This is a genomic window from Streptomyces sp. NPDC018026 (assembly GCF_044327745.1).
Lineage (GTDB): Bacteria > Actinomycetota > Actinomycetes > Streptomycetales > Streptomycetaceae > Streptomyces > Streptomyces rubrogriseus.
In genome coordinates this window covers 529,350-544,273 of sequence record NZ_JBIRFY010000001.1, presented here as the reverse complement: position 1 = coordinate 544,273, position 14,924 = coordinate 529,350, and the positions used below count along the sequence as shown (strand labels likewise).

General features: G+C 75.4%; 8 protein-coding genes. 4 read left to right on the top strand and 4 right to left on the bottom strand.

Annotated elements, in window-relative coordinates; translation table 11 throughout:
* Window positions 1-183: 183 nt before the first annotated feature.
* Both lbuL and ibuL read right to left on the bottom strand, forming a co-directional pair.
* Window positions 184-1,803 (bottom strand): linear/branched/unsaturated fatty acid:CoA ligase LbuL, encoded by a 1,620-nt coding sequence (gene lbuL, locus ACH4D3_RS02220; RefSeq protein WP_398315420.1) that lies wholly within the window; start codon window positions 1,801-1,803, stop codon window positions 184-186.
* The gene (gene ibuL, locus ACH4D3_RS02215; protein WP_398315418.1) at window positions 1,800-3,476 is read right to left on the bottom strand and encodes an isobutyrate:CoA ligase IbuL; all 1,677 of its coding nucleotides are present in this window, start codon (window positions 3,474-3,476) and stop codon (window positions 1,800-1,802) included. The genes lbuL and ibuL overlap by 4 nt, the downstream gene beginning before the upstream one ends.
* Before the next feature lie 124 nt (window positions 3,477-3,600).
* Between ibuL and ACH4D3_RS02210 the strand changes: the two genes are divergently transcribed.
* Together ACH4D3_RS02210 and ACH4D3_RS02205 are read left to right on the top strand one after the other, a co-directional pair.
* A complete protein-coding gene (locus tag ACH4D3_RS02210) occupies window positions 3,601-4,446 on the top strand; it encodes a LuxR C-terminal-related transcriptional regulator (protein ID WP_398315416.1) in 846 nt (281 codons plus the stop codon).
* Between the two features lie 171 nt (window positions 4,447-4,617).
* A complete protein-coding gene (locus tag ACH4D3_RS02205; protein WP_398315414.1) occupies window positions 4,618-7,449 on the top strand; it encodes an AAA family ATPase in 2,832 nt (943 codons plus the stop codon).
* A gap of 263 nt (window positions 7,450-7,712) precedes the next feature.
* Here the strand turns inward: ACH4D3_RS02205 and ACH4D3_RS02200 are convergent, their stop codons facing one another.
* Together ACH4D3_RS02200 and ACH4D3_RS02195 are read right to left on the bottom strand one after the other, a co-directional pair.
* Window positions 7,713-8,819, bottom strand: a complete 1,107-nt coding sequence (locus tag ACH4D3_RS02200; protein ID WP_398315412.1) for a winged helix DNA-binding domain-containing protein — start codon at window positions 8,817-8,819, stop codon at window positions 7,713-7,715.
* Between the two features lie 67 nt (window positions 8,820-8,886).
* Complete coding sequence (locus tag ACH4D3_RS02195) at window positions 8,887-12,729, bottom strand: WD40 repeat domain-containing protein (RefSeq protein WP_398315410.1); 3,843 nt, start codon at window positions 12,727-12,729, stop codon at window positions 8,887-8,889.
* A 351-nt stretch (window positions 12,730-13,080) separates the two neighbouring features.
* Here ACH4D3_RS02195 and ACH4D3_RS02190 point away from each other — a divergent pair, with 351 nt between their 5' ends.
* On the top strand, window positions 13,081-13,479 hold the full coding sequence (locus ACH4D3_RS02190; protein WP_398315408.1) for a hypothetical protein: 399 nt from the start codon (window positions 13,081-13,083) through the stop codon (window positions 13,477-13,479).
* Complete coding sequence (locus ACH4D3_RS02185; RefSeq protein ID WP_398315406.1) at window positions 13,476-14,921, top strand: hypothetical protein; 1,446 nt, start codon at window positions 13,476-13,478, stop codon at window positions 14,919-14,921. The genes ACH4D3_RS02190 and ACH4D3_RS02185 overlap by 4 nt, the downstream gene beginning before the upstream one ends.
* Window positions 14,922-14,924 lie beyond the last annotated feature (3 nt).

Below are 14,924 nucleotides of genomic sequence, written 5' to 3'. Positions count from 1 at the left end.
CTCCTCTATTTTCAAGTCACTGAAGTGCCAGGAAGAGGCTCCCACCCCGATACGGACCGTTCACCCTCCAAACGGACCACGAGATTTCGCCAACTCGCCTCATCCAAACAACAGTTCCTTCACATGTCCACCAGATCAAAACGGGCGATCACCGGGCTCGGCGGGCGAACCGGCCCTCTCGTCTCACGCTCCGTACCGCTCCCGCAACTCCACCTTGCGCACCTTCCCCGAGACGGTCATCGGGAAGGAGTCGAGGAGTTGGAGGCGGCTGGGCACCTTGTAGTGGGCGAGCTGCCCGGCGCAGTAGCCGCGCAGCTCCTCCAGGGTGAGCGGGTCGGCGGCATCGCGCACGACGACGCAGGCCAGCACCTCCTCGCCGTAGCGTTCGTGCGGGACGCCGACGACCTGGACGTCAGCGATCTTCGGGTGGGCGTACAGGAACTCCTCGACCTCGCGCGGGTAGACGTTCTCGCCGCCCCGGATGATCATGTCCTTGATGCGGCCGACGATCTCGACGTATCCGTCCTCGCGCATCACCGCGAGGTCCCCGGTGTGCATCCAGCGGCCCTGGTCGATGGCCTCGGCGGTCTTCCCGGGCTCCTCCCAGTAGCCGAGCATCACGCTGTAGCCGCGGGTGCGCAGTTCACCCGCCCCGCCGCGCGGCAGGGTCACGCCGGTGACCGGGTCGACGACCTTGACCTCGATGTGCGGCAGGACGCGGCCGACGGTGCCGGTGCGGTGTTCCAGGTCGTCGTCCATGCGGGTCTGCAGGGAGACCGGGGAGGTCTCGGTCATGCCGTAGCAGATGGAGACCTGCTCCATGTGCATCTCGGCGACCACCCGCTTCATCACCTCCACCGGGCAGGGCGAGCCCGCCATGATGCCGGTGCGCAGGGAGGTGAGGTCGTAGGAGGCGAAGCCGGGCAGGTTCAGCTCGGCGATGAACATGGTCGGGACGCCGTACAGGGAGGTGCAGCGCTCCCGCTGCACCGCCTCCAGTGTCGCCGCCGGCTCGAAGGACGGGGCCGGGATGACGATGCAGGCGCCGTGGGAGGTGGCACCCAGATTTCCCATGACCATGCCAAAACAGTGGTAGAACGGCACCGGCAGGCACACCCGGTCCTGCTCGGTGTAGCCGACCGTGCGGCCCACCCAGTAGCCGTTGTTGAGGATGTTGTGGTGGGAGAGGGTGGCACCCTTCGGGAAGCCGGTGGTGCCGGAGGTGTACTGGATGTTGACCGGGTCGTCGCAGCTCAGTTCGGCGGCGAGGGCGTCGACCCGCTCCTGCCCCACCGCGGCGGCGCCCGCGGTCAGCGCGTCCCAGGACGGGTCGCCGATGTAGACGGTCTCGCGCAGCGCGGGGCAGCGGCCGCGGACCTGCTCCACGATCGCCCGGTAGTCGCTGCTCTTGTGGGCGAGGGAGGCGACCAGCAGGGTGATGCCGGACTGCTTGAGGACGTACTCCAACTCGTGTGCCCGGTAGGCCGGGTTGACGTTCACCATGATGACGCCGATGCGGGCGGTGGCGTACTGGACGAGGACCCACTCGGGGCAGTTGACCGCCCAGATGCCGACCCGGTCGCCCCGCGTGACGCCCTTCGCGAGCAGCCCCCGGGCCAGCTCGTCGACGGCGGCGCCGAACTCGGCGTAGGTCCAGCGTCGTCCGGACGGGACGTCGACGAGGGCCTCGCGGTCCGGGTGGGCGGCGATCGCGCGGCCGAGGTTGGCGCCGACGGTGTCGCCGAGCAGCGGGGTGGTGCTGGTGCCGTGCGCGTACGACGGCTGGGGCGTGGGTGCGGTCACCGGAAGTCCTCCTCGCGGTACTCGTCGGTGGAACCGGCCGCGGTGGCCTCGCGCAGTTCGATCCGGCGGATCTTGCCGGAGACGGTCTTGGGCAGCTCGCCGAACTCCAGACGGCGCACCCGCTTGTACGGGGCGAGGCTGTCGCGGGAGTGCTCGAAAAGCACCTTCGCGGTGTCCGGTCCCGGCTCCCACCCCGCCGCCAGCACGACGTACGCCTTCGGCACCGCCAGGCGCAGCTCGTCCGGGGCGGGCACGACCGCGGCCTCGGCGACCGCCTCGTGCTCCAGCAGCGCGCTCTCCAGCTCGAACGGGCTGATCTTGTAGTCGGAGGCCTTGAACACGTCGTCGGCCCGGCCCACATAGGTCAGGTAGCCGTCCGCGTCCCGCGCGCCGATGTCCCCGGTGCGATAGTAGCCGCCCGCCATCGCCTCGCCGGTACGGTCCGGGTCGCCGTGGTAGCCGGTCATCACACCCACCGGACGCCCGGACAGGTCCAGGGCGATCTCCCCCTCGGCGGCACCGGGCGCGCCGGTCACCGGGTCCAGCAGCTCGACGCGGTAGCCGGGGCTGGGACGGCCCATCGAACCGGACTTCAGCACCTGGCCCGGACTGTTGGAGACCTGCACGGCGGTCTCCGTCTGACCGAAACCGTCCCGGATCGTGCGCCCCCACAGACGGCGGACCTGCTCGATCACCTCGGGGTTGAGCGGCTCCCCGGCCGCGACGACCTCACGCGGCGGGGTGGCGAGCCGGGACAGGTCGGCCTGGATGAGCATCCGCCACACCGTCGGCGGCGCGCAGAACGTACTCACCCCCGCCCGGTCCATCTCGGCCATCAGCCGGGACGCGTCGAACCGCGTGTAGTTGTACAGGAAGACCGTCGCCTCGGCGTTCCACGGCGCGAACAGATTCGACCAGGCATGCTTGGCCCAGCCCGGCGAGGAGATGTTCAGATGCACGTCCCCGGGCTTCAGCCCGATCCAGTACATCGTCGCCAGATGCCCCACCGGATACGACACATGCGTGTGCTCGACCAGCTTCGGACGGGCCGTGGTGCCCGAGGTGAAATACAGCATCAGCGGGTCGTCCGCGGCCGTCGCACCCTCCGGGGAGAAGGTGCCGGAGGCGCCGTACACGTCCTCGTACGCCCGCCAGCCGGCAGCCGGCGTGCCCCCGCCCACCGCGACGCGCGTGTAGTCGCCGGGCACCTCGCCGAACTTGCCGGCGTCCTCGGCCCGCACGATCACATGCCCGACCCGGCCCCGGTCGACCCGGTCACGCAGATCGGCCGGACCGAGCAGCGTGGTCGCCGGAATCACGACCGCGCGCAGCTTCATCGCGGCCAGCGCCGTCTCCCACAGCTCCACCTGATTGCCCAGCATCACCAGAATGCGGTCCCCGGCGCCGACACCCCACTCCCGCAGACGGTTCGCGACCCGGTTCGAGCGGGCGGACATCTCGGCGAAGGAGACCCGGACCTCGCCCCCGTCCTCCTCCACGATGTGCAGCGCGGTGCGCCCGTTGCCCTCAGCGATGACGTCGAACCAGTCCAACGCCCAGTTGAAGGCATCGGGACGGGGCCACCGGAACCCCTCGTAGGCGGCGGTGTAGTCCTCGCGGTGCTCCAGCAGGAAGTCCCGCGCACTGCGGAACAACTCCGTGGCCGTCGTCATCTGTCCTCCTCGGTGCCGGACCTTGCCGGGCGGCTCTGTGCCATCGTGTAATCCGTGATGTGGGTCTCACTACCCCCGAACGGGGGTGTGCGTCCCGCAACGATCACCAGGGAGGGCGGAACGGGTGGCGGTCGACGCGGTGGACGCGGCTCAGATCCGCAGCGCGCTGGTGCGGCTGCGGCGCACGACCGGGCTGCCCGTCGCCTTCGGAGGTCTCGTCGAAGCCGGACGGCGCCAGGTGCGCATCAGCGAGCTGAGCGGCACGGCGACGACAGCGCTCAGCGCGCTGGCGGTGACGGCCGGCAACGGGCTCGGTGGCCGGGCGGTGGCGCTGTCGCGGCCGTGCGCGGTGACGGACTACTCCGTCTCCCGGCAGATCAGTCACGAGTACGACCTGCCCGTCGCCGCCGAGGGCCTGCGCTCGGTCCTCGCGGTGCCGGTGGTCGTACGGCGCCGGGTGCGCGGCGTCCTGTACGGCGCCCTGCGCACGGCCCAGCCGCTGGGCGACCGCACGCTGAGCGCGGCCGTGGCGGCGGCGCGGGACGCGGAGCAGGCGCTGGTGCTGCGGGACGAGGCGGACGACCTGCTGGCGGCGGCCGGGCCCGGGCCGGGTGCGCCCGCGGCGGGTGCGGCGGACGGCGCGGCCTGGGAGCAGGTGCGGGAGGCGCACGCGGCGCTGCGGGCGCTGGCCCCGAGGATCACGGACCCGGCGCTGCGGGACGAGCTGCTGCGCGCGTGCGGTCTGCTGGCGGCGGGGAGCGGCCCGGTGCCGGGGCCCCGGCTGGCGCCGCGTGAGGTGGACGTGCTGGGGTGCGTGGCCGCGGGCGCGACGAACGCGGCGGCGGCCGAGCGGCTCGGGGTGGGTCCGGAGACCGTCAAGAGCTATCTGCGCTCGGCCATGCGCAAACTGGGCGCCCGTACCCGCACGGAGGCCGTCGCGTCGGCCCGCCGGACGGGGTGGCTGCCGTAGGAGGCGGGCCGGGACGGGGCGGGCGCGGGCGTTTTCCGGCCGTGCTCCGTTTCCGGCGGCGCCCCGTCGGTGGCCCGTTTGTTGTTCGGGTCACCTCGCCGACCCTCCGTAACGCGATGCACCGTTGCCTAATATTGGCCCGGACACGCCACACGGAGGGGAGCGGTCACCGTGCCACGGGACTTCGCGGAGGCTGCCGGATGCCGCTCCGACCTGGTCATCGGGCGGGAGGCGTCGTTCGGCGCGGCGCGTGAGCAGCTCGCCCGGGGCGGCAGTGTGCTGCTGCACGGCCCCGCGGGAATCGGAAAGTCGACGGTCCTGCGCACCCTGGCCGCGGAATACGCCCGCACGGCGCACACCGTACTGCGCTGCTCGGCCACCGAGTCCGAGTCCCATCTGCCCTTCCTCGCCCTCGCCGACCTCCTGGGGCAGGTCCTCGACGAGGTCTCCGGGGCGCTGCCGGCCGCCCAGCGCACCGCGCTGGAGTCGGCGCTCACCGGCCGCGGCGAGTCCACCCTCCAGCGCGACGGTCTGGCGCTGCGCCTGGCCGTGCTGTCCGCGCTGCGCGCCCTCGCCGCCGAGGGGCCGGTCCTCGTCGTCGCCGACGACCTCCAATGGCTCGATCCGGCCAGCACGGAACTCCTCGGCTTCGCCGCCCGCCGCCTGGGCGAGACCCCGGTACGGCTGCTGTGCGCGGTACGGACCGAGGGGACCGAGACGGACGACGCCGAGTACGACCGCCATCTGCGGGCCTCCCCGCCGGACACCCGTGCGGTCCGCCTCGGGCCGCTGACCCGTGCCCAGGTGTCGGCGCTGCTCGACGAACGCGGCTATTCGGGCCTGCACCGTGCCACCGTCCGGGACATCCACCGCACCAGCGGCGGCAACCCGCTGTTCGCCCTGGAGCTGGGCCGGGCCCTGGCCGAGAGCCCCGCCGCACCGCGTCCGGGCGAGCCGCTGCCGGTGCCGACCTCGCTGCGCGCCCTGGTCCTGTCCCGCCTGGAGATGCTGTCGGGCGAGGCCCGCCGCACCCTCCTGGTGGCCAGCGCCGGTGCCCGGCCCACCCCGGCGCTGCTGCGCGCGGCCGGCCGGGAGAACGCCGAGGCGGAGACCGCGCAGGCGGCGGCGCTCGGGCTGCTGGCGCCCGACCCGGAGGGCCCGACCGTACGGTTCGCGCACCCGCTGATCTCGGCGGCGCTGTACGCCGAGGCTCCGGCGCCGGAGCGACGGGCCGCGCACGCCGCGCTGTCCACGGCGGCCTCCGACCCGATCGAGCGCGCCCGGCACCTGGCGCTGGCCAGCACCGGCACCGACCCCGAGGTGGCGGCCCGGCTGGCGGAGGCCGCCGCGCTGGCCCGGGACCGCGGGGCGCCCTCGGTGGCCGCCTCGCTGGGGCTGCTGGCCGCCCGCCACACCCCGGCGGACGGCACGCCGGGCCCGGACGAGCGCCGGCTGACGGCCGCCGAGGACGCGATCACCGCGGGCGAGCAGGATCTCGCCCGGGACGTCGCCCGCGAGGTGCTGACCCGGGCCACCGCGCCCGGCGAGCGGGTGCGGGCCTGGATGGCGGTGATCGAGGCGGCCGGGCAGGCCATCGGCGAGGTCGACGCCGTCTTCCCGCAGGCCCTGGCCGACGCGGGCGACGATCCCCGGCTGCTCGCCCTGGTCCACTACCAGCTGGCCTGGCGCTCCCTGGTGGTGCAGGGCGACTTCGCCCAGGGCCGGGAGGAGGCCGCGCACGCGGCCCGGCTGGCGGCGCGGGCCGGGGACCGGCGTACCGAACTGCTCGCGCTCGCGTTCCAGGCGCAGGCGGAGACGCTGATGGGTCATCCGGGTGCCCCGGCGACCATCCAGCGGGCGCTCCAGGAGCCGCAGGACCCGCGGGTGGCGTGCCATCACAACGGGGCCGGGTCCTCCCGGTTCCGGTGGCTGGTGATGAGCGACCGGCTGGCCGAGGCGCGGAGCACCGTCACCGCGCTGCTGCGCGAGGTGCGCCGCCGCGGCATGGCCGAGAGCGAGGTCCACTACCTGCGTTTCCTCGCGGAGACCGAGCTGCACTCCGGCCACTGCGGCCGGGCCCTGGAGCTGTCCCGGGAGAGCCTCACCCTGGCGCGCGACGCGGGCATCGGGGAGGGCGCGGGCGCGATGCAGGCCGCGCTCGCCGAGGCCGCGGGCGGCGATCCCGACCGGGCCCTGGAGCTGGCCCGGGAGGCGGTACGGCGGTCGGAGGGCGACGGCGACGCCGTGTACCTGTCGCGGGCGCTGGCCGCGCTCGGTCACGCGCACCTGGTGGCGGGCGACGCGGCGGCGGCGGTACGGGCGCTGCGGCGGGTGCGGGAGCTGGAGGCGGGGGCGGGCATCACCGACCCGGCGCGCGGCCGGTGGCAGGGCGATCTCGCGGAGGCGCTGGTGCGCACCGGGGAGCCGGCCGAGGCGATGGACGTCATCGAGGTCGCCCGGGCGCACGCGCTGCGGCTCGGGCGGCAGAGCGTGCTCGCCGTCCTCGACCGGTCCGAGGCGCTGGTGCGGGCGGCGCGGGGCGAACACCGGGCGGCCGTCGCCCGGTTGACGTCGGCGCGGGAGCGGCTGGCCGGGCTGGGCTTCGGTCTGGAGGAGGCCCGGGCGGTCTTCGCGCTGGCCGAGTTGCACGCCGAACGGCCGGGGCGGGCCCCGGAGTCGGCGTCGTACGACGAGGCGGCGCGGCTGTTCCGGCGGTGCCGGGCGCTGCCCTGGCTGCGGCGGGTGGAGGCCGCCGTCGCGGTGCGGGCGGCCGGACCGGCCCCGGCGGCGGCCGCCGAGCCGGACGGTCTGGCGGGGCTGGCCTCGATGGAGCGTCAGGTGGCTTCGCTCGTGATTCAGGGCGCGACCAACCGGGAGATCGCCGCCCGGCTGTTCGTCAGCGTCAAGACCGTGGAGGCGACCCTCACCCGCGTCTACCGCAAGCTGGGGATCCGGTCCCGGGTCGACATCGTCCGCCTGGCGGCGGGCCGGCGCCCCGACTGACGGCGACCGGCCGCCGACGGGCGGGTTTACCGGCGGTAAACCGAGGGTTTTCCCTGCCCGACGCGCCTAGGGGGTTCCCTCATTGGGCGGTCCGGACCGGCGGTTCTAGCGTGAACGTGTGCCGCCGGCCCGAGCAACGGGAGTCTGTCCCGAGACCCCCGTCCAACCCCCCACGCCCGGGCCGCCCCCTGAGCATCCCTCAGGTGCAAGACCGGGGGGCGTTGCGAGCCTCCACGAGCGGCCCGCAGCGCCCCCTCTCCACGTCAGTCCCGTACGGTCCCGAAGCGGACGTCGTACGCGGTGCCGGGGTGCATCGTCGCCAGCATCCGCCCGCCCTCGGCCGCGATCTCGTCCCGCTGCCGCTTCGGGGGGCGGTCGAAGGCCTCGACGACCAGGGCGTCGTCGTCCAGCTTCCACAGTCCGGCCACGAAGCCGTCGACGAGCAGGACGCGGTAGGCCTGGTTCTTCTTCCAGGTGCGGCCCTTGTGCGCGGGCGGGACGACGCGGGCCCGGTCGGCGTGGGAGAGGAGCAGGTTGTCGAACTCGGGCAGGAAGCGCGGCGGGGCCGGGGTGTCCGGGTCGGGGCGCGGCGCGTCGGGGAGGTCGAAGAGTTCGGTGCCGCCGGGGTCCCGGAAGGTGACGAGACGGGGGCGCAGCCGCTCGAAGACGTCCCGGAGCCGGGTCACACCGGCCCAGGTCTGCATGTCCTTCACCGACGCGGGCCCGAACGCGGCGAGGTAGCGCAGCACGGTGTCCTCGGGTGCGGGCGCCGGGCGTGCGGGGCGGCCGAGCCAGTGGCCGGCAGTGGTCAGCGTGACCTGACCGCTCCGGCCCCACAGGCCGCGCGGCGTCACCTGGACGAGCGGGAGCCGGCAGCGGGCGGCGACGGACAGGGCCTGCGGGTCGGCGTCGGGCCATTCGGCACCGAGGGCCTCGCGCAACTGCCCCGGCGTGCGCGGCTCGGCCTCGACCAGTTCCCGGGAGAGGCGGGCCAGCCGGTCGAGGTCGACGCCGGCCAGGCCCTTGCGGAAGGTCCTCAGCTCCCGTTCCCGGGCGGCCTGTGCCAGGGGGAACAGGGTGAGGCAGTCGTCGGCGGTGTGGGTGTGGATGGTCGAGCGCAGGGCGACGAGGCGGGCGACGCGGCGGTCGGCCATCGGCCCGGACAGGTCCTCGGGCGTGAAGCCGTCGAGACGGGCGGCGAGCGCGTAGTACGGGGGCTTCACGTTCTGGGCCTGGAGCCCGACGAGGTGCGCGACGGCGTCCTCGGCGGTCATCGCGGCGCGCCGCAGCAGCAACTGGCGCGCCAGGGTGGCGCGGTTGAGGGCCCGGATACCGAGGACGGGGGCGGTGGTTGCTGCCTTGGTCGTCATGCCGTGCACGGTAGCGGGCATCGAGGACGGATCCTGTCCGCGATGGCGCCCGTCCGGTGCGCGGGTGCTACCCGCAGGTGGGCCGGTAGGGCAGCCGGGGCAGGAGTTCGGCCCAGCGGTCGGGGGTGAGGTCGCCGCCGGTGCGGTCGCAGACCTGGCGCAGCGCCCGGTCGGTGTCCAGCGTCCAGATCCTGGCCGTCAGGTCGTTGCCCACCGAGGCCAGCGTGGCGCCGCCGGGCGCGAAGGCGACCGACGTGACGGTGTCCAGGTGGCCGGTGAGCGCGTCGCCGTAGGCCTCGGCGTGGGCGGGGTCGGCCACGTCCCACAGGCGGACCGCGTGGTCCTCGCCGCCGCTGGCGAGGGTGCGGCCGTCCGGGGCGAAGGAGACCGAGGTGACGCCGCCCCGGTGCCCGGTCAGCTCGTCGCCCAGCGGGCGGGCCCGGCCGGGGTCGGTGACGTCCCAGAGCCGTACGGTGCGGTCCCGGCCGCCGGTGGCGAGGACGTGGCCGCCGGGCGCGAAGGCGACCGCGTTGACCCAGTCGCCGTGGGCGGTCAGGGGTTCGCCGACGGGCCGGGGCCGCTCGCGGTCGCGCACGTCCCACAGCCGGGCCGTCTTGTCCTGGCTGCCGGTGGCGAGGGTGTGCCCGTCCGGGGCGAAGGCCACCGAGCCGACCCAGTCGGTGTGGCCGGTCAGGGGCGTGCCGAAGGGGCGCACGTCGGCGGGGTCGGAGACGTCCCACATGCGGACCCGCTCGTCGACGCCGCCGGTGGCGAGGGTGCGGCCGTCCGGCGCGAAGGCGACGGTGAGGACACCGCCGGGGTGGGCGTCCGGGACGGTGGCCGCGGGCACCGGCCGGGCCGGGTCGGAGACGTCCCACAGCCGCAGCGTGCCGTCCTCGGCGCCGGACGCGACGGTACGGCCGTCCGGCGCGAACGCCGTGGTCAGGACGGGCGCCCGGTGGCCGGTGAGGGCGCGCGGCAGCGGGCGCGGGGCCCCCGGCCGGCCTACGTCCCAGAGCCGGACCAGGGCGTCGTCCGTGCTGGCGGCGGCGAGCAGCCTGCCGGTGGGGTCGTAGGCCACGGCGGTGAGCGGGTTGGTGAAGTCGGTCAGGACGCTGTCCGGCAGGTGCCACACCCGGACGCTGTGGTCGGCGCCGGTGGTGGCGAGGGTGCGGCCGTCCGGGCCGTAGGCCAGGTCCCACAGGCCCTCGGTGTGCCCCGTCAGCGGTTCGCCGATCCGGTGCGGGTAGGCGGGGTTGGCCACGTTCCACAGGATGACGGTGTCGTCCTGCGCCGCGCTGGCCAGCGTGTCTCCGTCCGGGCCGAACTCCACCGACCACACGGCGGCGGTGTGCGCGGTCAGCGGTTCGCCCAGCGGGCGCAGGCCTTCGGCGGCCGCCCCGCCGGGACCCGTTCCGCCCCCGTCGGACACCTCCCACAGGCGCACCGTGTCGTCGTACCCGGCGGTGGCGAGGGTGTCGCCGTCCGGGGAGAACGCCAGCGACCAGACGGCCGCGTCGTGCGCGTGCCGGGGCTCGCCGAGCGGGACCGGCCCGTCGGCGCCGTCCGGTCGCCACAGCCGTACGGCCCCGGTGTACCCGGCGGTGGCCAGGGTGCGGCCGTCCGGGGCGAAGGCCACGTCCCGCACGCTGCGCGCGTCGGCGCGGGCCGGTGCGCCGACCGGTGCGGGCCGGGCGGGGTCGGTGAGGTCCCACAGCCGCAGGGTGCCGTCGTCACCGACGGTGGCGAGGCTGCGGCCGTCGGGGGCGAAGGCGACGGAGGTGACGGACTCGCCCGCGTGGCTGACGAGGGGGGCGCCCAGGGGCCGGGGCCGGGTGCGGTCCTTGGTGTCCCACAGCCGGATGCCGCCGTTGTGGCCGGCCGCCACCAGCACGGTGCCGTCCGGCGCGTACGCCACGGCGCCGACGGGGCCGCCCGCGATCCGCAGCGGCTCGCCGAGTTGCCGGCCGGATCCGGCCGTGTCCCACAGCCGTACGGTGCCGTCGTGACCGCCGCTGGCGAGGGTGCGGCCGTCCGGGGCGAAGGCCACGGCGCTGCCGATGTCGTCGTGTCCGGGCAGCCGGGTGGACAGCACCCGGCCCGTGTCCGTGGTGAGCGCGGTGCGCAGTTCGGGGGTGGAGCGCATGCCGAGCGCGGCGACGTCCAGCCGCGCGGAGAGGGCGGCGTTGGTCTCGCGCAGCCGGTCCGCCTCCGCGGTGATCCGGCCGAAGACGGCGTCGTCCCGCTCCGCCTGGGCGGTGGCCCGCGCCCTGAGCGCGACGACGGCGGTGCCCGAGGCGAGCAGCACCAGCAGCGCGAGGACGGCCGACAGCCCGCGCCCGATCCACACCGCGCGCCGCCGCCGCTGGATCGACGCGGCCAGGAACTCGCGCTCCGCGGACGTCAGTTCACCGGACACCGGTTCCGGGCCCCGCCGGTCCCGGGCGAAGGCCTCGCGGGCGGCGGCCAGCCGCGAGCCCGCGTAGAGCGCGGCGTTCTCCCGGCCGAGGGTCAGCCAGGTGCGGGCGGCCTCGGAGAGGGCGCGGTGGACGCGGAGCCGGTCGCGTTCGGCGTCGATCCAGCCGCGCAGCCGCGGCCACGCGGTGATGAGGGCCTCGTGGGCGAGTTCCACGGTGCCGTCGTCGAGGGTGAGCAGCCGGGCGGCGACCAGCCGGTCCAGCACGGTGCGGGTGCCGTCCCGGTCGCCGAGGTCGAGTTCCGCGTGCTCGGCGGGGCGCCGGGTGTCGGGGGTGCCGTCGCCCGGGGCGACCAGCCGCAGCAGGATCCGGCGGGCCAGGTCGGCCTGGGGCGCGGTGAGTTCGCCGTACACCTCCTCGGCGGTGCGTACCACGGCGCCGCGCAGCCCCCCGGCCGCCTCGTAGCCGGTGACGGTCAGGGTGCGGCCGGTGCGGTGCCGCCAGGTCTCCAGCAGCGCGTGCGACATCAGCGGCAGTCCGCCCGGGGCGTCCTCGACCTCGTCGAGCAGCCGGGTGGTCAGGGCGCGTTCGACGACCAGGGAGCCCGCGGCGGCGGGGCGGACGACGGCCTCCCGCAGCTCGTCCCGGCTCATCGGCCCGGCCAGCAGGGTCGCGTCCTGCAACGCGTCGGTGAGGCCGGGGTGTTCGGCGCAGCGTCCGAGGAAGTCGGCGCGCACGGCGACCACCACGCGCAGCCGGCTGCCGGGGTCGGTGGCGGTCAGGAGCCGGTCCACGAAGGCGTTCCGCTCGGCCGGGTCGGTGCAGAGGGTGTAGAGCTCCTCGAACTGGTCGACGATCAGCCAGGTGTCGGCGTCCGTGTCCGGCACCGGGCCGAGCCGGTCCGCGTGGGTGGTCCCCGGCGTCGCGCCGGGGGTGAGGATGCGGACGGCCGCGGGGGCGGCGGGTGCGTCGGCGGGTGCGTCGGCGGCGGTTCCGGGGGCGCGCAGGCGGGGGATCAGTCCGGCCCGCAGCAGGGAGGACTTGCCGCTGCCCGAGGGGCCGAAGACGGCGGTGAAGCGGTGCTCGCGGGTCAGCCCGGCCAGCCGGTCCACGAGTCGGTCGCGGCCGAAGAACAGGGCGGCGTCGTCCGGTTCGTAGCGGGTCAGGCCCCGGTAGGGCGGGCGGGCCCCGTCGTCGGGGCCGGCCAGCGCGGCGGCCTCCGCGCTCGCCGCCCGCCAGCGGCGCTCCCACTCCCCCGGGTCGCCGCCGCAGACGTCGACGTAGGCGAGGGTGACCGCGAGGGTGGGCAGCTGCCGTCCGGCGGCCGCCTGCGACAGGGCGGTCACCGAGAACGGGACCTTGTCGGCCATCGTCCGGTACGTCGGCCGCCCCACCGCGTCGCGCAGGGCGCGGAGTTCGGCGGCGAACCGCTCTACCGGTCCGGCCGCGGGATCCAGCCGTCGCTCCCGGCGCCCCACTCCGTTTCCGCCCACGTGTGCCCCGCCCCGCCGTCGCTCTCGGTCCCCGTCCGGGCGCCCACGGTAGGGAGGCGCGGCAGCGGGCGGCAAGCGCCGGGCTGCTCGTCGGGGGGTGGCGCACGGGGAGTTCACGGTCTCTTCACGCCGGGTCCGCACGGTTCCGGTTCGCTGCGCGCGGCCTGCCGCATTGTTCAGTGCCGGGCGCGGGCTGCTGAACAACGGTGTTCCGCGGTGGAATCGGTGGCCGGGGGAGTGCGGGGCGGCACGACCGCCGGGTCCGTCACGGCCGCGCCGCCCCGCGCCCGTTCCCCCCGTCCGTAGAGAGCACCCACAGGTCCGAACCAGGCACATGAAGGAAGTGATCCGATGACCGCCCAGACGGCGACCCGTCGGCCGTGGACCGTGACGCTGGCGGTGGTACTGGTGATGCTGGGGACGCTGGTCGCGGCGACGACGGCGACCGGGCCGCAGGGCGCGGCGACCCTGGTGCTCCTGCTGCTGGCGGTCTGCTTCTGGTTCGCGGTCCGGGCGGGCCGCGGCCGGCGGGGCGCCCGGACCGCGGTGAGCGGTCTGACCGCGGCGGTGCTCGTCGTCGCCGCGCCGTTCGCCCTGGACGATCCGCTGTACGGCGGCACCACGCTGCTGCTCGCCGCGCTGCTCGCCGTCCCCGGCGTGGTCCTGCTCCACCTGCCGGCCGCGGAGGCGTACGTGCGGGCCCGCAGCGGGGAGAGCGGCGAGGAGAGTGACGAGGAGTTCGCGGGATGACCGAGCCGCCGCGCACCGAGCCGCCGCACGAGGATCCCGCCGAGCCCTGGGGTCCCCCGCCGGACTACGGGCGGGTGGCGCCCCGGGAGCCGCGTGCGCCCGATCCGCTCGCCGTGGCCGTCGCCAACGCCTCGCTGCTCGGGGCGGGTTACCTGATCCTGGGGCGCCGGGCGCTGTTCTGGGCCGCCGCGGCGGTCACGGCGTCGCTGCTGTGGCTGACGTACCGGACCGCCGAGACGTGGTGCGAGCTGCTCGTGCTGCTGTGGTGGGCGACGGCCGTCGGGCACGGCTGGTGGCTGGCGCGCCGCCACCCGGCCGCGGGAGCCCGGCGCGCGCAGCGGCTGCTCGCGCTGGCCCTCACCGTGCCGGTGCTGGCGGCGGCCGGGTGGGTGCGGTCCGACGCGCAGGGGGTCCAGGACGAGGTCGCCGCCGCCCGCGCGGACGGGGACTGCGGGGCCGTCGCGGACGCCCAGGAGGGGGTGGGGTTCCGGCACCGGCTGGTCGCCGCACCGGTGGCCGCCCGGGGGGACGCGGTGGTCGAGGCGTGCGAGCGGCTGGACACGGCCGGGGGCTACCTCAGTGGCGGGCTGACCGGTGACCTGGACTCGCTGCGGACCGGTTTCCGGCGGCTCGGCGCGGAGCTCGGCGAGTCCGGCAACGAGCGGACCGTCCGGGCCACGCTGGACCGCTTCCTCGGCCGGCTACCCACCGACGACGGCTGTCTCACCGTGAGCATCGCGGACTGGCTGCGGGAGCACGCGAGCGGACCGCGGGACCTGACCGGCCCCGCCTCCGCCACCGCGGCCCGGGTCGCCCCGCAGGCCCTGCTGGACTGCGCCGGCGACTTCATGTTCACGGAGGACTGGCCGGACGCACGCGAGCGCTACCAGCGGCTGCTCGACGAGTATCCCGACGACGCCCACGCGGACGCCGCCCGCAAGGGGATCAGGAAGGCGGGGCTGGCCATCGAGCTGGACCGAGTCCGCGAGCTGATCGAGGCGGCGGACTCCATGGGCTCCGGGTACTGCCGGAAACCGGCGAAGTACTCGCAGGCTCCCGCCTACCGCAAGGGCCGGATCCAGGCCGTGTTCGTCGGCGACACCGAGTACACGGACAAGCTGCCCGAGGAGTGGCGGACCGACACGGCCCACGCCTCCCTGGTGGTGTGCGCCGACGAGGCGGAGGCGGGGGACGTGGTCGAGACGTGCCAGTACCAGGACCACAACGGCCGCATCGGCAGCGTCAGGTTCAACAAGCTGGCGGTCCGGGTGAAGGGCTACGCGCTGCGCACCGGGAAGCTCGTCGTCGACCGCACGGTGCAGATGGGCGGCGAGAGCTGCCCCGGCATCCTCCGGTACTTCGGCGCACTGCCGTCGCGGATGGCCGTCACGCCCTCGAACGGGGACGTGCGCGACGCCTTCGGGCCGGTGGTCGGGCGCTGACGG

Bases quoted from the DNA above. Each gene is read 5' to 3' on its own strand.
- ibuL (WP_398315418.1), bottom strand. From the start codon at position 3,476: ATGACGACGGCCACGGAGTTGTTCCGCAGTGCGCGGGACTTCCTGCTG.
- ACH4D3_RS02190 (WP_398315408.1), top strand. From the start codon at position 13,081: ATGACCGCCCAGACGGCGACCCGTCGGCCGTGGACCGTGACGCTGGCG.
- ACH4D3_RS02200 (WP_398315412.1), bottom strand. From the start codon at position 8,819: ATGACGACCAAGGCAGCAACCACCGCCCCCGTCCTCGGTATCCGGGCC.
- ACH4D3_RS02185 (WP_398315406.1), top strand. From the start codon at position 13,476: ATGACCGAGCCGCCGCGCACCGAGCCGCCGCACGAGGATCCCGCCGAG.